General features: G+C 67.1%; 24 protein-coding genes. 8 read left to right on the forward strand and 16 right to left on the reverse strand.

The window, feature by feature from the left end:
- Positions 1 to 62: 62 nt before the first annotated feature.
- The 4 genes from MRBLST15_RS17910 to MRBLST15_RS17925 form a co-directional block, all read right to left on the reverse strand.
- Positions 63 to 470, reverse strand: coding sequence for a hypothetical protein (locus MRBLST15_RS17910; protein WP_265953381.1), 408 nt, complete (start codon positions 468 to 470; stop codon positions 63 to 65).
- A gap of 161 nt (positions 471 to 631) precedes the next feature.
- Entirely contained in the window at positions 632 to 964 is a 333-nt protein-coding gene (locus tag MRBLST15_RS17915) for a non-heme iron oxygenase ferredoxin subunit (RefSeq protein WP_265953382.1), read from the reverse strand.
- Entirely contained in the window at positions 961 to 1,500 is a 540-nt protein-coding gene (locus MRBLST15_RS17920) for a GNAT family N-acetyltransferase (protein WP_367787154.1), read from the reverse strand. Before MRBLST15_RS17920 ends, MRBLST15_RS17915 begins: the two co-directional genes overlap by 4 nt.
- Positions 1,501 to 1,657: 157 nt before the next feature.
- Entirely contained in the window at positions 1,658 to 1,867 is a 210-nt protein-coding gene (locus MRBLST15_RS17925) for a hypothetical protein (protein ID WP_367787351.1), read from the reverse strand.
- Here MRBLST15_RS17925 and MRBLST15_RS17930 point away from each other — a divergent pair.
- Positions 1,787 to 2,362: a transposase gene (locus tag MRBLST15_RS17930; RefSeq protein WP_367787338.1), complete on the forward strand. Its 576-nt coding sequence runs from the start codon at positions 1,787 to 1,789 to the stop codon at positions 2,360 to 2,362. The genes MRBLST15_RS17925 and MRBLST15_RS17930 overlap by 81 nt on opposite strands.
- A 68-nt stretch (positions 2,363 to 2,430) precedes the next feature.
- Here the strand turns inward: MRBLST15_RS17930 and MRBLST15_RS17935 are convergent, their stop codons facing one another.
- From MRBLST15_RS17935 to MRBLST15_RS17955, 5 genes are all read right to left on the reverse strand, one after another.
- Positions 2,431 to 3,687 carry a cysteine desulfurase gene (locus tag MRBLST15_RS17935; RefSeq protein WP_025873982.1) on the reverse strand — a complete coding sequence of 419 codons (1,257 nt, stop codon included), beginning with the start codon at positions 3,685 to 3,687 and terminating at the stop codon, positions 2,431 to 2,433.
- Entirely contained in the window at positions 3,684 to 4,946 is a 1,263-nt protein-coding gene (sufD, locus tag MRBLST15_RS17940) for a Fe-S cluster assembly protein SufD (RefSeq protein ID WP_367787156.1), read from the reverse strand. The genes MRBLST15_RS17935 and sufD overlap by 4 nt, the downstream gene beginning before the upstream one ends.
- A complete protein-coding gene (sufC, locus tag MRBLST15_RS17945) occupies positions 4,946 to 5,710 on the reverse strand; it encodes a Fe-S cluster assembly ATPase SufC (protein ID WP_100551762.1) in 765 nt (254 codons plus the stop codon). The genes sufD and sufC overlap by 1 nt, the downstream gene beginning before the upstream one ends.
- A 73-nt stretch (positions 5,711 to 5,783) precedes the next feature.
- Positions 5,784 to 7,259 (reverse strand): Fe-S cluster assembly protein SufB, encoded by a 1,476-nt coding sequence (gene sufB / locus MRBLST15_RS17950; protein WP_265952639.1) that lies wholly within the window; start codon positions 7,257 to 7,259, stop codon positions 5,784 to 5,786.
- A gap of 17 nt (positions 7,260 to 7,276) precedes the next feature.
- Entirely contained in the window at positions 7,277 to 7,732 is a 456-nt protein-coding gene (locus tag MRBLST15_RS17955; RefSeq protein ID WP_265952640.1) for an SUF system Fe-S cluster assembly regulator, read from the reverse strand.
- Positions 7,733 to 7,942: 210 nt separating this feature from the next.
- Between MRBLST15_RS17955 and MRBLST15_RS17960 the strand changes: the two genes are divergently transcribed.
- Both MRBLST15_RS17960 and MRBLST15_RS17965 read left to right on the forward strand, forming a co-directional pair.
- On the forward strand, positions 7,943 to 8,410 hold the full coding sequence (locus tag MRBLST15_RS17960) for an SET domain-containing protein (protein WP_089239376.1): 468 nt from the start codon (positions 7,943 to 7,945) through the stop codon (positions 8,408 to 8,410).
- A 174-nt stretch (positions 8,411 to 8,584) separates the two neighbouring features.
- Entirely contained in the window at positions 8,585 to 9,127 is a 543-nt protein-coding gene (locus tag MRBLST15_RS17965; protein WP_367787159.1) for a type 1 glutamine amidotransferase domain-containing protein, read from the forward strand.
- Between the two features lie 99 nt (positions 9,128 to 9,226).
- On the opposite strand, the gene MRBLST15_RS17970 is transcribed toward MRBLST15_RS17965, so the two are convergent.
- The 4 genes from MRBLST15_RS17970 to MRBLST15_RS17985 all read right to left on the reverse strand — a co-directional run bounded on the left by MRBLST15_RS17970 (position 9,227) and on the right by MRBLST15_RS17985 (position 11,507).
- Positions 9,227 to 9,823, reverse strand: a complete 597-nt coding sequence (locus MRBLST15_RS17970) for a DUF1439 domain-containing protein (RefSeq protein WP_265952642.1) — start codon at positions 9,821 to 9,823, stop codon at positions 9,227 to 9,229.
- Between the two features lie 81 nt (positions 9,824 to 9,904).
- Positions 9,905 to 10,333 (reverse strand): hypothetical protein, encoded by a 429-nt coding sequence (locus MRBLST15_RS17975; RefSeq protein WP_367787161.1) that lies wholly within the window; start codon positions 10,331 to 10,333, stop codon positions 9,905 to 9,907.
- Positions 10,334 to 10,503: 170 nt separating this feature from the next.
- Positions 10,504 to 10,812 (reverse strand): DUF3861 family protein, encoded by a 309-nt coding sequence (locus tag MRBLST15_RS17980; RefSeq protein ID WP_367787163.1) that lies wholly within the window; start codon positions 10,810 to 10,812, stop codon positions 10,504 to 10,506.
- A 293-nt stretch (positions 10,813 to 11,105) separates the two neighbouring features.
- The gene (locus MRBLST15_RS17985; RefSeq protein WP_089239384.1) at positions 11,106 to 11,507 is read right to left on the reverse strand and encodes an HU family DNA-binding protein; all 402 of its coding nucleotides are present in this window, start codon (positions 11,505 to 11,507) and stop codon (positions 11,106 to 11,108) included.
- 370 nt (positions 11,508 to 11,877) lie between these two features.
- On the opposite strand from MRBLST15_RS17985, the gene MRBLST15_RS17990 reads away from it, so the two are divergent.
- Positions 11,878 to 12,309, forward strand: coding sequence for an OsmC family protein (locus MRBLST15_RS17990; protein ID WP_019659396.1), 432 nt, complete (start codon positions 11,878 to 11,880; stop codon positions 12,307 to 12,309).
- Positions 12,310 to 12,358: 49 nt separating this feature from the next.
- Here the strand turns inward: MRBLST15_RS17990 and MRBLST15_RS17995 are convergent, their stop codons facing one another.
- A complete protein-coding gene (locus MRBLST15_RS17995; protein WP_367787166.1) occupies positions 12,359 to 13,237 on the reverse strand; it encodes a PhzF family phenazine biosynthesis protein in 879 nt (292 codons plus the stop codon).
- A 94-nt stretch (positions 13,238 to 13,331) separates the two neighbouring features.
- A complete protein-coding gene (locus MRBLST15_RS18000) occupies positions 13,332 to 14,204 on the reverse strand; it encodes a PhzF family phenazine biosynthesis protein (RefSeq protein ID WP_367787168.1) in 873 nt (290 codons plus the stop codon).
- Between the two features lie 75 nt (positions 14,205 to 14,279).
- Here MRBLST15_RS18000 and MRBLST15_RS18005 point away from each other — a divergent pair, with 75 nt between their 5' ends.
- From MRBLST15_RS18005 to MRBLST15_RS18020, 4 genes are all read left to right on the forward strand, one after another.
- Positions 14,280 to 16,874 carry a bifunctional aspartate kinase/diaminopimelate decarboxylase gene (locus MRBLST15_RS18005; RefSeq protein ID WP_265952648.1) on the forward strand — a complete coding sequence of 865 codons (2,595 nt, stop codon included), beginning with the start codon at positions 14,280 to 14,282 and terminating at the stop codon, positions 16,872 to 16,874.
- A 90-nt stretch (positions 16,875 to 16,964) separates the two neighbouring features.
- Positions 16,965 to 18,317: a UDP-N-acetyl-alpha-D-muramoyl-L-alanyl-L-glutamate epimerase gene (gene murL, locus MRBLST15_RS18010; RefSeq protein ID WP_367787170.1), complete on the forward strand. Its 1,353-nt coding sequence runs from the start codon at positions 16,965 to 16,967 to the stop codon at positions 18,315 to 18,317.
- Positions 18,298 to 19,707, forward strand: coding sequence for a UDP-N-acetylmuramoyl-L-alanine--D-glutamate ligase (gene murD, locus MRBLST15_RS18015; RefSeq protein ID WP_367787172.1), 1,410 nt, complete (start codon positions 18,298 to 18,300; stop codon positions 19,705 to 19,707). Before murL ends, murD begins: the two co-directional genes overlap by 20 nt.
- A 129-nt stretch (positions 19,708 to 19,836) precedes the next feature.
- Positions 19,837 to 20,370, forward strand: coding sequence for a hypothetical protein (locus MRBLST15_RS18020; RefSeq protein WP_265952652.1), 534 nt, complete (start codon positions 19,837 to 19,839; stop codon positions 20,368 to 20,370).
- Positions 20,371 to 20,429: 59 nt separating this feature from the next.
- Here MRBLST15_RS18020 and MRBLST15_RS18025 read toward each other — a convergent pair whose 3' ends face one another.
- The gene (locus MRBLST15_RS18025; protein ID WP_265952653.1) at positions 20,430 to 21,017 is read right to left on the reverse strand and encodes an SMI1/KNR4 family protein; all 588 of its coding nucleotides are present in this window, start codon (positions 21,015 to 21,017) and stop codon (positions 20,430 to 20,432) included.
- Positions 21,018 to 21,075 lie beyond the last annotated feature (58 nt).

Here is a 21,075-nt window from a genome sequence, read left to right on the forward strand (position 1 = left end):
GCCGAGCCATGCTCGGCTGGCCGGAAACGCAATCAGGCGCGCGACAACGGCCGCAGGGCGCCTCAGATGGCGTGCGGTGCCGGAGGTGCGTGGCCGGGATTCAGGCGCAGTGAGGGGTCGTGCAGTTGCCAGCGCAGGGCATCGGAGTGCCACAACGGGATGTGGGCCACCAGCGCAGCACGCGGCGGGGCAGTGCCGGCGCAGGGCGTGCCGCCTTCACCATCCGCCGGAGGTTCCGGGGCGGGGGCGGCGTGGTGTGGGCATTCGTCGCCGGAAGGCGCCGGCAGCGGAGCGACCTGCTCGATATCGTGCAGATGCGCTTGCCAGCCTGCGTTGGCGGCGTGGCCACCGCCGCGTCCTTCGTGCAGCGCCGACCAGCCCAGCAGCAGCGTCAGCAGCGCGGCCACGAGCAGCGGCCACCCCTGACGGGCGAGCTGGCACAGCGAGGCGGTGGGCGCGGACGAAGCCATGGCGCAGGCGGGGGCATTACGAAGATGTTACGTAGGATAACATCAACGATAATGATTCGCATGTACGCGATGCGGCAGGCCAGCCGGACGGTCCCGAAGGGCCCTGGCAGGCCCCTCAGGCTATTCCAGTAGATCCACCCCATGGGTGGATGCCTTGAACTTCAATCGCGGTCGTCGCGGGTCCACACCGCGTCGTGCTCGCGCTTCACCGGAAACTTCGGCACCGCGGTATAGGCCGGCGCACACAGGGCGCGGCCATCGCGCACGTCGAAGCGCGCACCATGCAGCACGCATTCAATGCTGCCTTCGGTGGTGTTGAACTCGCCCGAGGACAGCTCGAACTCTTCATGCGTGCATTGGTCTTCCAGGGCATACAGTTCCCCGTCGAGGTTGAACACCACGATCGGCGTACCGGTGACCTCGTCGAACACGCTCTTCATTTCGCCCGGCAGCAGTTCGGCGCCGGCGCAGACAAAGGTCCAGGCCTCGCTCACGCCGTTGCCCCGGCCAGCGGCTTTTCCAGGATCTCGAAGCGCAGGTCGTCGCGCTTGGGGATGCCGAAACGTTCGTCGCCATACGGGAACGGCTTCTTGATGCCGGTGCGCTGGTAGCCGCGGCGCTCGTAGAAGGCGATCAGTTCGTCGCGCACGTCGATCACCGTCATCTGCATCACCGGCACGTTCCATTCGCGCGCGGCATGGGCTTCGGCGGCGTCCATCAACTGCTTGCCGACGCCACCGCCCTGCTGGGCCGGATCGACCGAGAACATGCCGAAGTAGCCCTTGCCGTCGACGTCGGCGACGTGGGCACAGGCCACCAGCTGGCCGTCGCGTTCGGCAAGCAGGATGGTCGAGCGCGGGCGGTCCAGGTCGCCCTGGATGCCTGCGGCGTCGACGCGGGCGCCGTCCAGCAGGTCGGCTTCGGTGGTCCAGCCGACGCGGCTGGCGTCGCCGCGGTAGGCCGAGGTGACCAGGGTGATCAGGGCGGGGATGTCGGCCGACGTGGCGGCGCGGAAGGTCAGGGTGATCATGGGGGCATTCTAGGTGGGGCGGGGGCGGGCGCAAATGGGGGATTGCCGGGGTCGGATCCCTTCTGCGGCGCAGAAGGGCTCTAACCCCAGCGTCTACCGACTCAACGACAGGTCATGGACCGACTGGTACGGGCGCGGAATCGGCAGATGCTCGGGGTCAGATCCCTTTGCGCAGCGAAGGGCTCTGACCCCGTGTTTCGAGGAAAAGCCGATGCCAAGGCCGCGACGGATCGATGCGCCCGGATACCCACAACATGTCGTCCAGCGCGGCAACAATCGCCAAGTAGTGTTCCTCGCTGATGGCGACCGGGTCGCCTATCTGCGCCTGCTGTGTCATCACGCCGACCAGCAGCAGTGCCGGGTCCACGCCTATGCATTGATGAACAACCATATCCATATGCTGGTCACGCCCGATGCTTCCGGCGGGCTGTCGCGGATGATGCAGGCAGTGAATCGTGCCTACGTGCGCCGTGTGAATGATCGGCACGGCCGCACGGGATCCCTGTGGGAGGGACGTTTTCATTCCACGTTGGTGGATACCGATCGCTACCTGCTTGCCTGCCAGCGGTACATCGAGCTCAATCCGGTGCGGGCGGGGATGGTGGCGCATCCCGGGGACTATCGCTGGTCGAGCTATCGAGCCAATGCGCAGGGCAGGACGAACGCACTGCTCGTGCCGCATTCGGCATTCGAGCTCATTGCTTCTGATGCGGATGAACGATGCAGACGCTACGCGGAGTTCATCGAGCAGGGTATTCCTGCGGGTGATCTGGCGGAGATACGTGGAGCGCTGCAGTCGCAGCGACGATTGGCTGGGGTGCTGATGGGGTCAGAGCCCTTTCGCGGTGCGAAAGGGATTTGACCCCGGTCTGCCGCTCTGCTGGGGTCGGATCCCTTTGCGAGCAAAGGGCTCTGACCCCGGCTGAGGTCTCACCCCAGCAACTTCCGCACCTTCGTCAACGCGGTCATGAACCGCTCGATCTCTTCATGCGTGTTGTAGAACGCCAACGACGCACGGCAGGTCGCCGCCACGCCGTAGTACTGCAGCAGCGGATGCGCGCAGTGCTGGCCCGAGCGCACGGCCACACCTTCCAGATCCAGCAGCGTGGCCAGGTCGTGCGCGTGGGCGCCGTCGATCAGGAACGACACCACCGCGGCCTTTTCCGGTGCCTCGCCGATGATGCGCAGGCCATCGACCCGACGCAGCTCTTCGGTGAAGTGAGCCAGCAGCTCGGCTTCGCGCGCTTCCACATGGTCCAGGCCGACGTTCTGCAGATAGTCGGCCGCCACGCCCAGGCCGATGAAGCCGGCGATGTTGGGGGTGCCGGCTTCAAACTTGTGCGGGGCGTCGTTGAACACGGTACCGTCGAAGCTGACTTCCTTGATCATCTCGCCGCCGCCCAGGAACGGCGGCATCGCGTCCAGGTGCTCGCGACGCGCCCACAGCGCGCCGGTACCGGTCGGGCCGCACATCTTGTGGCCGGTGATGGCGTAGAAGTCGCAGCCGATCGCGGTGACGTCGACCTTGCGGTGCGGTGCCGCCTGCGAGCCGTCGACCACGGTGACGATGCCGCGCTTGCGGGCTTCGCGGCAGATCTCGCGCACCGGGTTGATGGTGCCGAGCACGTTGGAGACATGGGCCACGGCCAGCAGCTTGACCTCGGCGGTCATCGCCGCGCGCAGTGCGTCCAGGTCCAGCGCGCCGTCGGGGGTGATCTCGGCCACGCGGATGGTCGCGCCTGTGCGCTGGGCGACCAACTGCCACGGCACGATGTTGGCGTGGTGTTCCATGCGCGAAACCAGGATCACGTCGCCGGCCTTGAGCCGGGGCAGGGCCCAGGAGTAGGCAACGAGATTGATCGCGAAGGTGGTGCCGCTGCACAGCACCAGGTCGTTGCTGCGCACGTTGAGGAAACGCGCCAGCTTGTTGCGCGCGCCCTCGTAGGCGTCGGTGGCCTCGGTACCCAGCGCATGCACGGCACGGCTGACGTTGGCGTTGTAGCGGCGGTAGAACTCGTCCACCGCGCCGATCACCTGCACCGGTTTCTGGCCGGTGTTGGCGTTGTCGAAATAGACCAGCGGCTTGCCGTGCACTTCGCGCATCAGCAGCGGGAAGTCCAGGCGCACGCGCGCCCAGTCGGGGGCGTCGGCGGGTGCTTCGATCGGTCGCGGGGTGGACAGGTTCATGCCACGCCCGCCTCGGCCAGCGCCTTGTCCAGCCGGCGTGCCAGCTGTTCGCGCAACGCTTCGGGCAGCACCTTCAGCGGCTCGTGGCAGAACGCGGCGCTCAGCAGCGCCTGCGCCTGGGCCTGCGGCAGGCCGCGCGAGCGCAGGTAGAACAACGCGTTGGCGTCGAGCTGGCCGACGGTGGCACCGTGTGCGGCCTTCACTTCGTCGGCGTCGATCACCAGCGTCGGCTGGGTATCGATCTCGGCGTCGGCCGACAGCAGCAGGTTCTTGTTGGACAGGTTGGCGTCGGTGCCATCGGCGCCGGCACGGATCTGGATGCCGCCATGGAACACCACGCGGCTGCGGTTGGCGGCCACGCCACGCCACTGCAGCTCGGCGCTGGTGTCGCGGGCGATATGGTCGATGCCCAGACGGGTATCGACGTGTCGACGGCCGGTGCCGAGCAGCACGCCATTGGCGGTCAGCTGGGCGTTGTCGCCTTCCAGACGCACGTTCAGTTCATGGCGGCTGAGCGCGGCACCCAGCTCCAGGTCCACGCGGTGGTACTGCGCGTCCTTGGCCAGTACCGCGTCGGTGCGCAGGAAGCTGGTCTGGCGCGAGTTGCCGGCCTGCACGCGGGCGTGCTTGAGCACAGCGTCGCGGGCGACGTGGGCGTGCAGCACGGTGTTGTCCAGATGCGCCGAGTCACCGACGCTGAAGCGGTGCTCGACCACACCCAGGCTGGCGCCGGCACGCAGTTCGATCAGGTGCCGGTGATGCCAGGCCAGGTCGGTGTCGCCGGCGACGCTGGCGAACACCAGCTGCAGCGGCACCTCGACCTGCACGCCGTCGTCCACGCGCAGCACCACGCCTTCATCGGCGAGGGCAGCGTTGAGGCGGGCGAACACTTCGTCGCTGCGCTCGTAGCGGCGGCCGAGGAAGCGCACGGCGTCCTCGCCAGCGGCCAGTGCGGAAGACAGCGTTTCCAGCTGCACGCCGGCCGGCAGGCCCTGCACGTCGCTCAGCGCGTCGTTGAGGCGGCCATTGACGAACACCAGGCGCGGCGCCGGGATGTCCTCCAGCGCGGCGGCATCCAGCAGCGCTGGGGCCAACGGCGCGGCCGCGAAGCTGCGGCGCTCCAGCTGGCGCAGCGAGGTGTACTTCCAGCTTTCGCTGCGTGCGCCGGGCAGGCCGTCGCGCAGCACGCTGTCGAGCACTTCGCGGCGCGCATCGCTGCCGCAGAAGGCCTGGGCCATGGAGTCGAGCAGGGCGTTCATCAGACCGCCGCCTCGGGCACGACCCGGTCCTTCAGGAAGTCATAGCCGTGCGCTTCCAGTTCCAGCGCCAGTTCCGGGCCGCCGCTCTTGACGATGCGGCCATCGGCCAGCACGTGCACCACGTCCGGCTTGATGTAGTCCAGCAGGCGCTGGTAGTGGGTGATGACCAGGAACGAGCGGTCGGCGCTGCGCAGTGCGTTGACGCCGTCGGCCACGCTCTTCAGCGCATCGATGTCCAGGCCCGAATCGGTTTCGTCCAGGATCGCCAGCTTCGGCTCGAGCACGGCCAGCTGGAAGATCTCGTTGCGCTTCTTCTCGCCACCGGAGAAGCCTTCGTTGACGCCACGGTGCAGCAGTTCGTCCTTCAGGTGCAGCACGGCCAGCTTCTGCCGAACCAGCTTGAGGAACTGCATGGAATCGAGCTCTTCCTCGCCGCGTGCCTTGCGCTGTGCATTCAGCGCGGCGCGCAGGAAGTAGGTGTTGTTCACGCCGGGGATTTCCACCGGGTACTGGAACGCCAGGAACAGGCCGGCAGCGGCGCGCGCCTCCGGGTCCTGGTCGAGCAGGTCGACGCCTTCGAACTGCACGCTGCCTTCGGTGACCTCATAGCCGTCGCGGCCGGCCAGGACATTGCCCAGGGTGGACTTGCCGGCGCCGTTGGGGCCCATGATGGCGTGCACCTGGCCGGGCTTCACGTCCAGGGACAGGCCCTTGAGGATTTCCTTGTCGCCGATGCGGGCGTGGAGGTTTTCGATCTTCAGCATGGTGGGGGTTTCCGTGGTGCGGGCCGGGGCCCGCCGGTAAAAAGAATGCGTTGTGCGAGGGCAGGGCGGGCGATCAGCCCACCGAACCTTCCAGCGAGACTTCCAGCAGCTTCTTGGCTTCCACTGCAAATTCCATCGGCAGTTCGCGGAACACCTGCTTGCAGAAGCCGTCGACGATCATCGACACCGCGTCTTCCTGGCTGATGCCACGGGCGCGGCAGTAGAACAGCTGGTCGTCGGAGATCTTCGAGGTGGTGGCCTCGTGCTCGACGGTGGCACCCGGGTTCTTCACCTCGATGTAGGGGAAGGTGTGGGCGCCGCACTGCTTGCCGATCAGCAGCGAATCGCACTGGGTGTAGTTGCGCGCGCCGTCGGCATTGCGGTCGACCTTCACCAGGCCGCGGTAGGTGTTCTGGCCGCGGCCGGCGCTGATGCCCTTGCTGATGATCTTGCTCTTGGTGCGCTTGCCGACGTGGATCATCTTGGTGCCGGTGTCGGCCTGCTGGCGATGATGGGTCAGCGCCACCGAGTGGAACTCACCCACCGAGTCGTCGCCCAGCAGCACGCAGGACGGGTACTTCCAGGTGATCGCCGAGCCGGTCTCGACCTGGGTCCAGGTGACCTTGCTGCGCGCGCCACGGCATTCGGCACGCTTGGTGACGAAGTTGTAGATGCCGCCGACGCCGTTCTCGTCGCCCGGGTACCAGTTCTGCACGGTGGAGTACTTGATCTCGGCATCGTCCAGCGTCACCAGCTCGACCACCGCCGCATGCAGCTGGTTCTCATCGCGCATCGGCGCGGTGCAGCCTTCCAGGTAGGACACGTACGCCTTCTCTTCGCAGATGATCAGCGTGCGCTCGAACTGGCCGGTGTGGCCGGCGTTGATGCGGAAGTAGGTGCTCAGTTCCATCGGGCAGCGCACGCCCTTGGGAATGAACACGAAGCTGCCATCGGAGAACACCGCAGAGTTCAGCGCGGCGAAATAGTTGTCGCCGACCGGCACCACGGTGCCGAGGTACTGTTTGACCAGTTCCGGGTGCTCCTTGATGGCTTCGGACATCGAGCAGAACACGATGCCCTTTTCGGCCAGTTCCTTGCGGAAGGTGGTACCGACGGACACCGAGTCGAACACCGCGTCCACCGCTACGCCGGCCAGCTTGGCGCGCTCGTGCAGCGGCACGCCCAGCTTGTCGTAGGTGTCCAGCAGTTCCTTCGGCACGTCATCCAGCGAGGCGTACTTCGGGCCCTTCGGCGCGGAGTAATAACTGAGCGCCTGCAGGTCGATCGGGGCGATCTGCAGCTTGGCCCAGTTCGGCATCGGCATGGTCAGGAAGTGGCGGTAGGCGTCCAGGCGCCACTGCGTCATCCATTCCGGCTCTTCCTTCTTCGCCGACAGGGCGCGGATGGTGTCCTCGTCCAGGCCCGGCGGCAGAGAGTCCGATTCGATGTCCGTGATGAAGCCGGCCGAATACTTGCGGCCGAGCTGCTCGTGGATCTCGCGGTTGGGGGTGTCGTCGCTGGCGACGGTTTCGATGGTTTCGGTGGCCATGGGGGGCTGCCTACGGATCAGGAGACGACGTCGACAGCGATGGTGCGGCGCTGTTCTTCGTCGACAAGGGGAAGAGGGGGCAGGATCTGCGCCAGGCTGACATCGCGCAGGGCCTCTGAGACCACGTCGTTGATCAGCCGCCAGCTGCTGCGCGCGCCGCACTTGGGCGCCATGCCGCACTGGTGGTGGTCGTGGCTGCACTCGGTCAGGGCCAACGGCCCTTCCATGGCTTCGACCACTTCAAACAGCGAGATCTCGATCGGTGGGCGGGTCAGCCGGTAGCCGCCGCGGACGCCGCGCAGGCCTTCGACCAGGCCGGCCTGGGCCAGTGGCTTGAGCACCTTGCTGACGGTGGGCGGCTCCAGACCGGTGAATTCGGCCAGTTCGGTGGCACTGAGCACCTCGCCCGGACGGGCGGCGAGCACGGTCAGTACGACGGTGGCGTAATCGGTGAGCTTGGTGACGCGCAACATGGGATGCGAGTGGTTCTTAAAGCGGACTGAAATTGTACGCTTTTATTCGCCGGCATCCAACCCGGCCATTCAGCGGGCGCTTGGGGCCGTCTGCGGGTCGGCGGCCGAGGGCGGCCATCGGGGCGACATGCTGGGGCATGGGGGTGATTTTCGCAATCACCCGGAATGGGCGAGAATCAACGTTCCTTTCGCTGCAAACGTCTCTTGCCGATGCCCAAGAAGATCCAAGCCCGCAAGTCCGCCATCCACGGCAACGGTGTGTTTTCCGTGGCCCCGATCAAGCAGGGCGAGCGCGTGATCCAGTACAAGGGCCTGCTGCGCAGCCACGGCGATGTCGATGCCGATGACAGTGGCGATGTGGAAAGCGGCCATACCTTCCTGTTCACCCTCAACGATGACTGGGTGATCGATGCCAACTACAAGGGCAACGACGCGCGCTGGATCAACCACAGCTGCGACCCGAACTGCGAGGCGGTGATCGAGGAAAACGAGGACGGTGACAGCCGCGGCGACAAGGTGTTCATCGAGGCGCTGCGCGATATCAAGGCCGGCGAAGAGCTGACCTACAACTACGGCATCACCCTGGCCGAGCGTCACACCGCCAAGCTGAAGAAGATCTGGGAGTGCCGCTGCGGCTCACCCAAGTGCACCGGCACGATGCTGCAGCCCAAGCGCTGATCCGGTAGCGCCGGGCCATGCCCGGCGAGCGCGAACCGCGGGCGGAACCAGAAGCCGCCGGGCATGGCCCGGCGCTTACCCGGGCGTTTCTGCACCTGCCGTGCACGAACGGGTCACCGTCGTTCAATGCGCCGTCGCCCACCCTGTCCGCTCCCCCCTCATCTGGAGCACGACATGACACAGCGCCTACGCGGCAAGCAGATCGCCATCCTCGCCACGCACGGTTTCGAGCAGTCCGAACTGATCGAGCCCAAGCGCCTGCTGGAAGCGGAGGGCGCGCGCGTCAGCGTGGTGTCGCCGGCCAAAGAGGCCAGCATCAAGGGTTGGAAGGACAAGGACTGGGGCGATTCGGTCGCCGTGGATCTGCCGCTGGATGAAGCCGATGCCGGCCGTTTCGATGCGCTGTTGCTGCCCGGCGGCGTGATCAATCCGGACACCCTGCGTACCGACGAAGCGGCGTTGAATTTCATCCGCGGCGTGGCCGATGCCGGCAGGCCGGTGGCGGCGATCTGCCACGGCCCCTGGTTGCTGATCAACAGCGGGCTGGCGAAGGGACACGAGGTGACGTCGTGGCCGTCGCTGCAGCAGGATCTGGCCAATGCCGGCGCGCGCTGGCGCGACGCGGAAGTGGTGGTGGACGGCAACCTGATCACCAGCCGCAAGCCGGATGACATTCCTGCTTTCAGCGAGGCGCTGGTGAAGGCGTTGGCCGCATGATGCGGTGATGCGGTAGCGCCGGGTCATGCCCGGCGAGCGCGAAGCGCGGAAAGGGCAGAAGCCGCCGGGCATGGCCCGGCGCTACCGTTTGGCGGGGGCTTATTTGCCCAGCACGCCGGCGGGCACCAGGTTGCCCAGGTTCTGGTTGAAGGTCACCACCAGCTTGCCGTTCTTCACCTGCGCCGACTGCACCTGCAGCGCACCGAGCAGACCGGCTACGGCCGGGTCCAGCTTGTAGATCGGTTCGCGCTGGGCGTAGTCGCTCAGCCATGCGTTGAGCAGGCTGCGCGTACGCGAGTCGAGGCGGCCGCCCTGGTTGGCCGGGGTGAAGTCATCCACGCTCGGTTGCTGCAGGTGGAAGCCCTGGGTCTGCGCGTCATAGCGCAGGCCGCTGCTGAGCTTCACCGTGCCCAGCTTGGCCGGGTTGCCGCCCGCGGTGGCCAGCGCCACGTCCATGCCCAGGTTCAATCGCTCGCCTGCCGGCAGGCTCAGCTGCGGGTGGCTCATGGTCAGCGCGATCAGGCCACCCAGTGCGTCCTGGGTGCGCGGGAAGCTGCCGTCCAGGTACTGCTGCACGTCGCTGGCGCCAACCGCCAGTTCACGACCGGAGATCGAAGGGGCGGCCTGCGCACCGATCGCGGCAGCGATCAGCACGGTCGAGGCGGCAAGGCGGGTCATCAGGGAACGCAGGCGCATGGCGGTGACCGGAAGAAGGATCAAAGAGGTCTACAGAGTAGCTTTGCCCGCTGAATCGCGGGTACACACCGCTGCAACGGTTCAGTCCAGCGTTGGCTGCAGCCTGGCCGACTGGATCTGCCAGGCGCGGCCATCGGCACTGGGTTGTACGCGGTACCAGCCGTGGTAACGGAAGGTGCCGCTGGCGGTCAGCGCGCGGATCTTCACCGGCACCTCCAGCAGGCGCGGCGGCTGGCCATCGTCGCGCGGCACCGCCACATCACTGTCCAGGCGCAGGTTGCGTACATCGGGCAACAGGCGCAGCACGGCATCGTCAGCATGGCGCGGGTCGGCCGGGGCATGGGCCCAGGCCGCATTGCTGCGCGCCTTGTTCTGGTTGAGCAGATCGAGCATGTAGCGGTTGAGCATCGCTGCGGGCGTTTCGCTGCCGTTGGCAACGGCGCCATACAGCGGGTCGACGGTGACGGCGTCGAGGGCAGCTGATTCCGGTGCCGTATTCGTCGATGGCACGGAAGGGGAAGTTGCGGTTGAGGTTGGCTCCGACGAGCTGGACTCGGCTGGAGGCATCGGGTTGGAACACCCCACCACAAGCAACGGGATCAACAAGCAAAGAGAACCGCGCATGTCTGCCTCCTCCCCGAGGCGACCTGGAAGGCGGCAGTGTAGCGGCCGGGGCCGGCTCAGCGCGAAGAGGGAAGCTGCTCCAGCGCATCCAGCGCCGGCAGCACCTGTGCGGCGATCGCGGCCAGTGCATGGCCGTCGGTGTCCGCATGGCGCTGCACGATGTCACGCAGCAGCTGGGTCGCCACCACCAGGGTGGCACGGTCGTCGCCGCTCAGCCCGGCCGTGCGCGGTGCCGATTCCAGCAGGCGCATCAGGTCGCGGCTGGCGCGGTGTTCCAGTTCGATGGTGCAGCGCCCGGTGCACTGGTGCCCGTCTTTTTCGATCGGGGTCACCGAGATCCGGTAGCGGGTGGAGGGGCTGGCCATGAGGGGTGCTCGCACTGGTGGGGAGGAATGGCTCCACCATAGGCAAGGCATCGGTCGGCGGCGATGGCCGGGGCTGCACGCAGTGTTCCACCCGGTTCGTTCCTGCACTGGAAAAACAGCGGCGCGGCCATGGGCGGCGGGCCTGTGCGGGTGATTGCGCGGGCGCGGGAAACGCTGTGTTGCGGGGTCGCAGGGGGCGGCATCCACGCGTGGCGTGGATTCACTGGAGAGCGGGCAAAAAAAAACGGGACGGCCAAGGCCGTCCCGCCAGGTATCCGCTGCAGGGCGCGCGCTTAGAGCGCAGCGTCCTTGAGCTTCTTCAGCGGGCGAACCTTGAGCTTGGTGGTGGCCGGCTTGGCGGCGAACCACTGCTCTTCCTTGGTGAACGGGTTGATGCCCTTGCGCTTCGGCTTGGCTGCCACATTGACGGTGCTGATCTTCAGCAGGCCCGGCAGGGTGAACGAGCCGGCGCCCTTCTTGTGCACCGAAGCGGCGACAGCGCCTTCCAGCGAGGCCAGCACAGCGCGGACGTCCTTGGCGACAACGCCGGAGACTTCAGCGATGTGTGCAACCAGGCCCGACTTGGTCAGCACTTCCTTGATCGGCTTCGGAGCGGCCGGCTTGGCGGCGGCAGCCTTCGTCGCGACTTTCTTCACTGCCTTCTTCGGGGCAGCCTTCTTAGCGGTCTTTGCCATGGTTTCCTGTTCCGTGAACGGTTGGTTGTTTGGTCGGCGCCGAACCCCGTCGGCAAGCGCAATGTAGGGCAACTCTTGGGCGCCGCCAATAGCCTGGAGCGCTGAAAGTGCATGTTTTTTCATATCCAGGCCGATTCAGTACATGGCTGGCAGTGGGGGAAGCGGGGGCCGTGGTGCACTGCATTGCGCTGTTGTTGTTTTCGGTCGGGTTGGCGAAATGACTGAAAACAAGGGGGAAATCGCCGGGGTGATGGCGAAGAAGTGTCCACTCGCTGGCTCGGGACAGGCGCGGCGCATGCGGCGGAGCGACGCAGGGCTAACGCGGTGCGTGCCAGGGTATTGGTTCATCGCAGCCACAACGGAGCAGGACATGGGAATCTCGCGACACGCAACCGCGCATTGGGAAGGCGACCTGAAGTCGGGCAAAGGCCAGTTGAGCACGCCACAGAGCGGCCTGCTGGACAAGACCCGCTACGGTTTCAACAGCCGTTTCGGTGATGAAAAGGGCACCAACCCCGAGGAACTGATCGCCGCCGCGCACGCCGGTTGTTTCACCATGGCGCTGTCGGCCAAGCTCGGCGAAGCCGGGTTCACCCCGACCTCGCTGGATACCGAAGCCAAGGTCGATCTGTCGATGGAAGGCGGCCCGCAGCTGTCGCAGATCCGGCTGAAAGTGAAGGCGGTGGTGCCGGGAATCGATGCGACCCAGTTCCGCGCGATCGCCGATGACGCCAAGCAGAACTGCCCGGTTTCCAAGGCGCTGAGCGCAGTGCCGATCAGCCTGGAAGCCGAGCTGGGCTGAGAAGGCGCTAGCGCCGGGCATGGCCCGGCGCTACCCCGCGTGCGGGCAATCACCAGTCGATGGTGCCGGTGATCACCGTCTGCACCTGGCCACCGGACCAGACTTCGCCGTCTTCGTCGACGAGCAGGGTCAGGCGCGCATCGTGGCCGACCTCGCGGCCTTGGCTGACTTCGAAGGGCGTGCGGCCGCGCGGCAGGGCATCGCGCAGGTCCAGCCAGGCCGCCAGCACGGCGTTGGCGGCACCGGAAGCCGCATCCTCGAAGCGGCGTCCGTTGCCAACGAAGGCGCGCACGGCCAGGTCGTAGCCTTCGCTGCCATCGGCAAAGGCGTAGGCGAACACGCCCATGCTGTCGGTCGATTCAGCCAGTGTGGCGATCGCATCCCACTCCGGGCGCAGGGCGCGCAACGCGGCCTCGTCCGCCACCTGCACGACCCACCAGCTGCGGCCGCCCTGCATGCGCGCCGGCGGCAGCGCACCCAGCGGCCAGCCCTGCAAGGCAGGCTGCAGGCGCGGATCGTCGGCTGCCGCGGTCTCGGCCAGCTGTGCACGCGGCGTACGGATGGCGATGCGCTGCTGGGCGCCTTCGCCGGTCACGCGCAGTGGCATCGCCCCGGCGATGCCGTCCTGCACCAGTACTCCGTCAACCGGCACGGCGATGCCTGCCTGCAGCACCGCATGGGCAGTGCCGACGCTGGGATGGCCCGCGAACGGCACTTCCTTCTGCGGGCTGAACATGCGCAGTCGATAGCTGCTGCCGGCCGTCTGTGCCGGGAACACGAAAGTAGTTTCGGGCAGGCGGGTCCAGCGGGCGATGGCCTGCATCGCTGCATCGTCCAGGCCTTCGGCATCAAGCACGACAGCCAGCGGATTGCCAGCGCCCGGGCGCGGGGAAAACACATCCAGCTGCAGGAAACGGCGTGCGGACATCAGGCGGGAACTCCAGGAAACAGGCCGCATAGGGTAGCGCGGGGCCATGCCCCGCGAGCGCGCAGCGCGGCAGGCCGGCGGGCGTGGCCCGGCGCTACCAGCGGATGTGGCCGTCGATCACCGGCTGCACCTGGCCACCGATCCATACCGTGCCCTGCGCGTCGACGGTGACCTGGACGCGGCCGTCGCGACCGACCTCGCGGCCCTGGCTGGCTACATAGCTCCCGTTCTTGCCGGGCAGGGCATTGCGCTGCCGCAGCCAAGCGCCGATCAGCGCGTTGACGCTGCCGGTCACCGGATCCTCGGGCACGTTGGGCGCATCCGCAGGGCAGAACGCACGCACCACCAGATCATGGTCGGCACCGGGTTCGAGCGCGAACACGGCTGCGCCGAGCGCATCGGTGGCCATGCTCCAGTCGCGCAGGGCCGCCATGTCCGGTACCAGCTTGCGCACGGCGTCGGCATCGCGCAACGGCAGCAGCCACCAGCGCGGGCCGTTTTCCCAGAGTTCGGCGCCCTGGCCCTCGGCGATGACGGCGCGCAGCGCTTCCGGGACGGCACCCGATGCTGTCGGCAGCAGGCGCGCCGCTGGGCTGGCCAGGCGGATGGTGGGCGCGTTGGCCGTGCCGGCGACCTGCACCGGCAGCAGGCCGGCCGCGCACTGCTGTACCAGGGTCCCGTCGCGTGGCTGCACAAGGCCGCAGGTGACCGCGGCCCAGGCGGCGCCCACGCTGGGATGGCCGGCGAAGGGCAGCTCGCTGGCGGGGGTGAAGATGCGGACGTGGTAGTCGGCGCCGGCAGCGGTGGGGCGCAGGAAGAACACGGTCTCGGACAGGTTCAGCCAGGCAGCCAGGGCCTGCATGCGGTCGGTGGACAGCCCATCCGCGTCGAACACGACACCGAGCGGGTTGCCGGTACCGGGGTGATGGGCGAAGACATCGAGCTGCAGGTAGCGGTAGGCGGTCATTGACGGGTGTATTGGGCTTAGAATCGAAGGTTCCGCCCCCAAGGGCGGCTTCCCCACATTACACATAGCCTATCCATGTCAGCTTCCCCCCTTGTCGATCGTTGGATCGTACTGAAGTTCGGCGGCACCTCGGTGTCGCGTCGCCACCGCTGGGACACGATCGGGAAGCTGGCGAAAAAACGGTCGGAAGAGACTGGCGCGCGCGTGCTGGTAGTGGTTTCGGCACTGTCCGGGGTCACCAACGAACTGACCGCGATTGCCGATGGCGCGCCGGACAGCCGTGATCGCGTGGCGGCGCTGGTCGAGCGCCACCAGGGCTTCCTGGAAGAACTGGGCCTGGGCGCCGAAGTGCTGGCCGAGCGCCTGGCCGCACTGCAGGGCCTGCTTGACGACCCGCGTGCGCCGAGCCGACCGCTGGACTGGCAGGCCGAAGTGCTGGGCCAGGGTGAACTGCTGTCTTCCAGCCTGGGCGCGGCTTACCTGCGTGCCAGCGGCCTGGATTTCGGCTGGATGGATGCGCGCCAGTGGCTGGACGCGCTGCCGCCGCAGCCGAACCAGAGCGACTGGTCGCAGCGCCTGTCGGTGAACTGCCAGTGGCGTGCCGATGCCGAGTGGGCGCAGCGCTTCCGCGCGCAGCCCACGCGCCTGCTGATCACCCAGGGTTTCATCTCGCGTCATGCCGACGGTGGCACGGCCATTCTCGGCCGCGGCGGTTCGGATACGTCGGCGGCGTACTTCGGTGCGCTGCTCGGCGCCAGCCGCGTGGAGATCTGGACCGATGTGCCGGGCATGTTCAGCGCCAATCCCAAGGACGTGCCGGACGCGCGCCTGCTGACCCGCCTGGATTATTACGAAGCGCAGGAAATCGCCACCACCGGCGCCAAGGTGCTGCACCCGCGCTCGATCAAGCCGTGCCGCGATGCCGGCGTGCCGATGGCGATCCTCGATACCGAGCGCCCGGAACTGCCGGGTACCAGCATCGACGGCAACGCCGCGCCGGTACCGGGGGTGAAGGCGATCAGCCGCCGCAACGGCATCGTGCTGGTGTCGATGGAAGGCATCGGCATGTGGCAGCAGGTCGGCTTCCTCGCCGATGTATTCGGCCTGTTCAAGAAGCACGGCCTGTCGGTGGACCTGATCGGTTCGGCCGAGACCAACGTCACCGTGTCGCTGGATCCGTCCGAGAACCTGGTCAACACCGATGTGCTGGCCGCGCTGTCGGCCGACCTGTCGCAGATCTGCAAGGTCAAGGTGATCGTGCCGTGCGCGGCGATCACCCTGGTCGGCCTGGGCATGCGCTCGCTGCTGCACAAGCTGTCGGATGTGTGGGCGACCTTCGGTCGTGAGCGCGTGCACATGATCTCGCAGTCGTCCAACGACCTGAACCTGACCTTCGTCATCGACGAGGCCGATGCCGATGGCCTGCTGCCGATCCTGCACGCCGAACTGATCGACAGCGGCGCGATGCCGGTGGAAGAGACCGAAGTGTTCGGCCCGCGCTGGCGCGAAATCGCCGGCACCGTGCGCCCGCGCGGTACGCCGTGGTGGCGCGGCCAGCGTACGCACCTGCTGCAGCTGGCCGATGCCGGCACGCCGCGCTACGTCTATCACCTGCCGACGGTACGGGCGCGTGCCCGTGCGCTGGCGGCGATCAAGCCGATCGACCAGCGCTACTACGCGATCAAGGCCAACAGCCATCCGGCCATCCTGCAGCTGCTGGAAGCCGAAGGTTTCGGCCTGGAATGCGTGTCGCACGGCGAGCTGAAGCATGTGTTCCAGGCTATTCCGGAACTGTCGCCCAAGCGCGTGCTGTTCACTCCCAGCTTCTGCCCGCGCAGCGAGTACGAAGCGGCGTTCGCGCTGGGCGTGACCGTCACTGTCGACAACGTCGAAGCCCTGCAGCGCTGGCCGGACCTGTTCCGCAACCGCGAGCTGTGGCTGCGCGTGGACCTGGGCCGTGGCGAAGGCCACCACGCCAAGGTCCGCACCGGTGGCAAGGAATCCAAGTTCGGCCTGCCGATCGCGCGCGTGGACGAGTTCGTGCGCGCGGCCACCGAGCTGGGCACGCGCGTGGTCGGTCTGCATGCGCACCTGGGCAGCGGCGTGGAAACCGCCCAGCACTGGCGCCTGATGTGCGATGAGCTGGCGGGCTTTGCGCGTCGTATCGGCAGCGTGCACACCATCGATATCGGTGGTGGCCTGCCGATCCCGTACAGCGACGAAGACGAACCGTTCGACCTGGAGGCCTGGGCCGAGGGCCTGGCCGAGGTCAAGGCGCTGCATCCGGCGTTCCGCCTGGCGATCGAGCCGGGCCGCTTCCTGGTGGCCGAATCGGGCGTGCTGCTGACCCACGCCACCCAGGTGGTGGAGAAGGACGGCGTACGCCGTGTCGGCCTGGATGCCGGTATGAACACGCTGATGCGCCCGGCACTGTACGACGCCTGGCACGACATCGAAAACCTCAGCCGCCAGGGCGGTTACGCCGAAGCGGCGTTCGATGTGGTCGGTCCCATCTGCGAATCCAGCGATGTGTTCGGCAAGCGCCGCAAGCTGCCGGTGTCGACCGCGCCGGATGATGTGATGCTGATCGCCGACGCCGGCGCGTACGGCTATGTGATGTCCAACACTTACAACCAGCGGGCGATGCCGCGCGAGGACGTGATCGAATGATTGCCGCCTTGCGCGCCCTGCACCCGCCCACCGACACCTCCCGCGCCTGCGCGCGGGCACGTGCCTGACCGTGCTTGAACTGGATTCACCATGACTGCTTTCGATAAACACCAGGTTTCCCGCTTCCGCTTCGTCCGCTGCCAATTCGCCGCGGACACCGGCGTGGCCAAGCTGGTCTACGCCTTCGATGACGGCCCGGAGATGGTGGAAACCGTGACCGTGCCCGGCGCCCCGTTCGTGCTGGAACCGGCACGTGCCGACGCTGTGCAGCGCGCGCTGCGGCTGCTGCACCTGATTGCCGGTGTGAGCTACTACAAGGCCGGTGTGCCCGATACGGTCAGCATCGACAGCTACAGCATCGATGCCGATACCGCGGCGCTGGTGGAAACCATCTACCTCAACGGCCTGGGCGAATTCGCCTATCGCAACGGCCTGAACCTGCGCGGCCGCTTCCGCCTGCCGGTGCAGGGTCAGCCGGTGCAGGCGCCGGTGCTGGGCCTGCAATCACATGCACTGGTCGCCATCGGCGGCGGCAAGGATTCGCTGGTCAGCATCGAAGCGCTGCGTCGTGCCGGCGTGGATGAGACGGTGACCTGGATCGGCGGTTCGCAGCTGATCCGGGCCTGTGCCGAGCGCACCGGCCTGCCTACGCTGAACCTCGGCCGCGCGCTGGCACCGGAGCTGTTCGAGCTCAACCGCCAGGGCGCCTGGAACGGCCACATCCCGGTCACCGTGGTGAACTCGGCGATCATGGTGCTGGCGGCGCTGCTGCACGGTGTGGACCAGGTGGTGTTCTCCAACGAGCGCTCGGCCAGCTACGGCAGCCAGATTCCGGGCACCGGCGAGGTCAACCACCAGTGGTCGAAGGGCTGGGCCTGCGAGCAGGCCTTCGGCAACCATGTGCGGAAGTACGTGGCCGCCGACCTGCAGTACTACTCGCTGCTGCGGCCGATGTCGGAGCTGGCGGTGGCCCGCCAGTTCGCCAAGAGCGATTTCTACGACGCGCATTTCTCCAGCTGCAACCGCAATTTCCACATCCTTGGCGAGCGCCCGGTGAACCGCTGGTGCGGCGTCTGCCCGAAGTGCCACTTCGTGTTCCTGGCGCTGGCCCCGTTCATGCCGAAGACCCGCCTGGTGCGCATCTTCGGCCGCAACCTGCTGGACGACATCGAGCAGGCCGGTGGGTTCGACGCGCTGCTGGAATTCCAGGACCACAAACCCTTCGAATGCGTGGGCGAAGGCCGCGAATCGCGTGCGGCGATGGCAACCCTGGCGCAGCGCCCGGAGTGGAAGGAAGACGTGCTGGTGAAGCGCTTCTGCAATGAAATCCGGCCGCAGCTGGATGCGGCCGAGCTGGAGCTGGCACCGTTGATGCAGCTGCAGGGCGAACATCGTATTCCGGCGGCGCTGTGGGAACGGGTGCGTGAAGATTTCGCAGCTTGAAGGCAAGCGCATAGCGCTGTGGGGCTGGGGACGTGAGGGGCGTGCCGCGTTTGCGGTGCTGCGCGCGCGCCTGCCATCGCTTGGCCTGAGCCTGTTCTGCCCGGCCAGCGAGGTCGAGGCCGCGCGTTCGGAAACGAAGGGGGCGCTGGACGTGCGCGGCGAACCCACGGCCGAAGCACTGGCTTCATTCGAGGTGGTGATCAAGTCGCCAGGGATCAGCCCGTATCTGCCGATCGCGTTGGCGGCGGCCGGGCAGGGCACCGTCTTCATCGGTGGCACGGCGTTGTGGTTCGCCGAACATGCTGATGCCGATGGCACCGTGCGCGATACGATCTGCGTGACCGGCACCAAGGGCAAGAGCACCACCACCGCGCTGGTCGCGCAACTGCTGCGGGCAGCCGGACATCGCACCGGCCTGGTCGGCAACATCGGCCTGCCGCTGCTGGAAGTGCTGGACCCGCAGCCGGCGCCCGCGTACTGGGCGGTGGAGCTGTCCAGCTACCAGACCAGTGAGGTTGCGCGTAGTGGTGCGCACCCACAGGTAGCCGTGGTGCTGAACCTGTTCCCGGAACACCTGGACTGGCACGGCAGTGAGCAGCGCTACATCGAAGACAAGCTGCAGCTGGTGACCGGGGCCGCGCCGCGCGTTGCCGTGCTCAATGCCGCAGACCCGCACTTGGCCGCGCTGACGCTGCCCGCCAGCGAGGTGGTCTGGTTCAACCAGCCGCAGGGCTGGCACATGCGCGGCGACGTCGTGCATCGCGGTGAGCAGGCGGTGTTTGATACCCGTAACACGCCACTGCCGGGCCGCCACAACCGCGGCAATCTGTGCGCGGTGCTGGCTGCGCTGGAGGCGCTGGGCCTGGATGCGGTGGCGCTGGCGCCGGCCGTGCAGGATTTCCGGCCACTGCCGAACCGCCTGCAGCGGATTGGCGAGGCCGATGGCCTCACCTACGTCAACGATTCGATCAGCACCACGCCGCATGCCAGCCTGGCCGCGCTGGAGTGCTTCGCCGGCCAGCGCATCGCGCTGCTGGTGGGTGGGCATGATCGCGGCCTGGACTGGACCGACTTCATGCAGCACATGGCGCACGACGTGCCGCCGGTGGAGATCGTGACCATGGGCAGCAACGGACCGCGCATCCACGCGATGCTGCAGCCGTTGGCCGACGCCGGCCGTTTCGGCCTGCATGCCGCTGCCGATCTGCCCGAGGCGATGGCGCTGGCGCGTCGCGCACTGGGCGAGCAGGGTGGGGTGGTGCTGTTGTCGCCGGGCGCGCCGAGCTATGGCGCCTACCGCGATTACGTCGCGCGCGGTCGGCATTTCGCCGAGCTGGCCGGGTTCGACCCGGACACGATCAGCGCGATCCCGGGGATCGGGATCGGCTGATCCGCGGGATCGGGGTCGGATCCCTTTCCGCAGGAAAGGGCTCTGACCCCGGATTGACCCCGCATGCATCCATCCAGGCATGGCGTGGATCTACCATGTGTTGATTCCTGGACTGGCTTGGTGGACCGCATGTGCACCTTCATTACCCTGTTCCTGCCTGCTTCGTTGCCGCACGTTGATGCCGCCGCGATCATGGAACGCAGCGGCCGGCGGTTGTTCGTGCAGGATTCACCCAGCCTGCGGGCGGCCGTCGGCCCCGGCTGGCAGCCCTGGCTGAGCGCGGGCCACTGCGATTGCGGTACGGCGCTGGCCTCGGCGCAGGCCGAACCGGAGTGGAAGGGCGATGCCGAACGCTGGCGCAAAAAGGGCTGGAGTGAGGCCAAGATCGACCGCGCGCTGGCAGAGCAGCTGGCGCGGCATCAGCAGGATCAGCAGGGGCGCCGGGATGAAGCCCTGGGCGATGCCGGCCAATGGCTGCAGCGCATCGACGCGCTGCTGCAGTCCGGCGCCGCGCGCATTGGATTGCTGGTACGCGACTACGACGGTTCGGTGGGCGCCCGGCAGCCGAAACCGCCGGAACGTCATTGGTCACGGGATCAGCTGGAGGCGGAGGATCTGCTGGCGTTCGCGCCGGGCACGTTGCATTGGATCGAGCGCGGGTGAAACCGCCATCCACGCAAGGCGTGGATCTACTGTAGAGCCGAGCCCACGCTCGGCTGCCTTCATTCGTCTTCGTTGATGAACGCGTAATCGCGATCAATCAGCTGCTGCAGGTACGCATCGAAGCTGGGTGCGATCACTGCATAGCTGTCCGGATCGTGCAGATAGCGCACCACCTGGCCGACGGTGCCGCCCGGCGCAGGATCGAAATCCAGATACAGCATCGAGGTGCCGCCGTTGTTCATGCAGTGCGAGAAGCACAGGCGGCGATTCATCGGCAGGTCGGCGTCGATGCCTTCGCCGAGGATGTCCGGTTCGTCATCCAGCCATTCTTCGTAGATGGATCGGATGCTGTCGTCCCACTGCTGCTGGTCCTCGAAAATCTGTGCCACCGAGCGCAGGTAGTACGGATAGTCACCCACGTCCGAACCCAGCATCAGCACACAGACCTTGCCTTTCGGGTATTCGCGATAGTGCGTGCCATCCACGCGCGACAGCAGCTCCACCAGGCTGTCGGGAGCCTGCGGCCACTGCGCGCGCAGGCGTTGCAGATCGGCATCGCTGGCACCTTCGGTCCATGCCCATTGCGGGGCATCGTCCTCGGGCAAGCGCGGGATCAGGCCAGACAGAAAGCGATCAACAAGATTCATGCAGAGAGGGGACGGAGGGGATCAGGTCGTATCCAACCATACCTGCGTCACGCAGCCA

This window comes from Stenotrophomonas sp. LST15-1-1.1 (genome assembly GCF_040815575.1).
Taxonomy (GTDB): Bacteria; Pseudomonadota; Gammaproteobacteria; order Xanthomonadales; family Xanthomonadaceae; genus Stenotrophomonas; species Stenotrophomonas lactitubi_B.

Coding starts and splice junctions, on each gene's coding strand:
- MRBLST15_RS17910 (WP_265953381.1), bottom strand. CDS start 470: ATGGCTTCGTCCGCGCCCACCGCCTCGCTGTGCCAGCTCGCCCGTCAG.
- MRBLST15_RS17920 (WP_367787154.1), bottom strand. CDS start 1,500: ATGATCACCCTGACCTTCCGCGCCGCCACGTCGGCCGACATCCCCGCC.
- MRBLST15_RS17935 (WP_025873982.1), bottom strand. CDS start 3,687: ATGAACCTGTCCACCCCGCGACCGATCGAAGCACCCGCCGACGCCCCC.
- sufD (WP_367787156.1), bottom strand. CDS start 4,946: ATGAACGCCCTGCTCGACTCCATGGCCCAGGCCTTCTGCGGCAGCGAT.
- sufC (WP_100551762.1), bottom strand. CDS start 5,710: ATGCTGAAGATCGAAAACCTCCACGCCCGCATCGGCGACAAGGAAATC.
- sufB (WP_265952639.1), bottom strand. CDS start 7,259: ATGGCCACCGAAACCATCGAAACCGTCGCCAGCGACGACACCCCCAAC.
- MRBLST15_RS17955 (WP_265952640.1), bottom strand. CDS start 7,732: ATGTTGCGCGTCACCAAGCTCACCGATTACGCCACCGTCGTACTGACC.
- MRBLST15_RS17960 (WP_089239376.1), top strand. CDS start 7,943: ATGCCCAAGAAGATCCAAGCCCGCAAGTCCGCCATCCACGGCAACGGT.
- MRBLST15_RS17965 (WP_367787159.1), top strand. CDS start 8,585: ATGACACAGCGCCTACGCGGCAAGCAGATCGCCATCCTCGCCACGCAC.
- MRBLST15_RS17970 (WP_265952642.1), bottom strand. CDS start 9,823: ATGCGCCTGCGTTCCCTGATGACCCGCCTTGCCGCCTCGACCGTGCTG.
- MRBLST15_RS17980 (WP_367787163.1), bottom strand. CDS start 10,812: ATGGCCAGCCCCTCCACCCGCTACCGGATCTCGGTGACCCCGATCGAA.
- MRBLST15_RS17985 (WP_089239384.1), bottom strand. CDS start 11,507: ATGGCAAAGACCGCTAAGAAGGCTGCCCCGAAGAAGGCAGTGAAGAAA.
- MRBLST15_RS17990 (WP_019659396.1), top strand. CDS start 11,878: ATGGGAATCTCGCGACACGCAACCGCGCATTGGGAAGGCGACCTGAAG.
- MRBLST15_RS17995 (WP_367787166.1), bottom strand. CDS start 13,237: ATGTCCGCACGCCGTTTCCTGCAGCTGGATGTGTTTTCCCCGCGCCCG.
- MRBLST15_RS18000 (WP_367787168.1), bottom strand. CDS start 14,204: ATGACCGCCTACCGCTACCTGCAGCTCGATGTCTTCGCCCATCACCCC.
- MRBLST15_RS18005 (WP_265952648.1), top strand. CDS start 14,280: ATGTCAGCTTCCCCCCTTGTCGATCGTTGGATCGTACTGAAGTTCGGC.
- murL (WP_367787170.1), top strand. CDS start 16,965: ATGACTGCTTTCGATAAACACCAGGTTTCCCGCTTCCGCTTCGTCCGC.
- MRBLST15_RS18020 (WP_265952652.1), top strand. CDS start 19,837: ATGTGCACCTTCATTACCCTGTTCCTGCCTGCTTCGTTGCCGCACGTT.
- MRBLST15_RS18025 (WP_265952653.1), bottom strand. CDS start 21,017: ATGAATCTTGTTGATCGCTTTCTGTCTGGCCTGATCCCGCGCTTGCCC.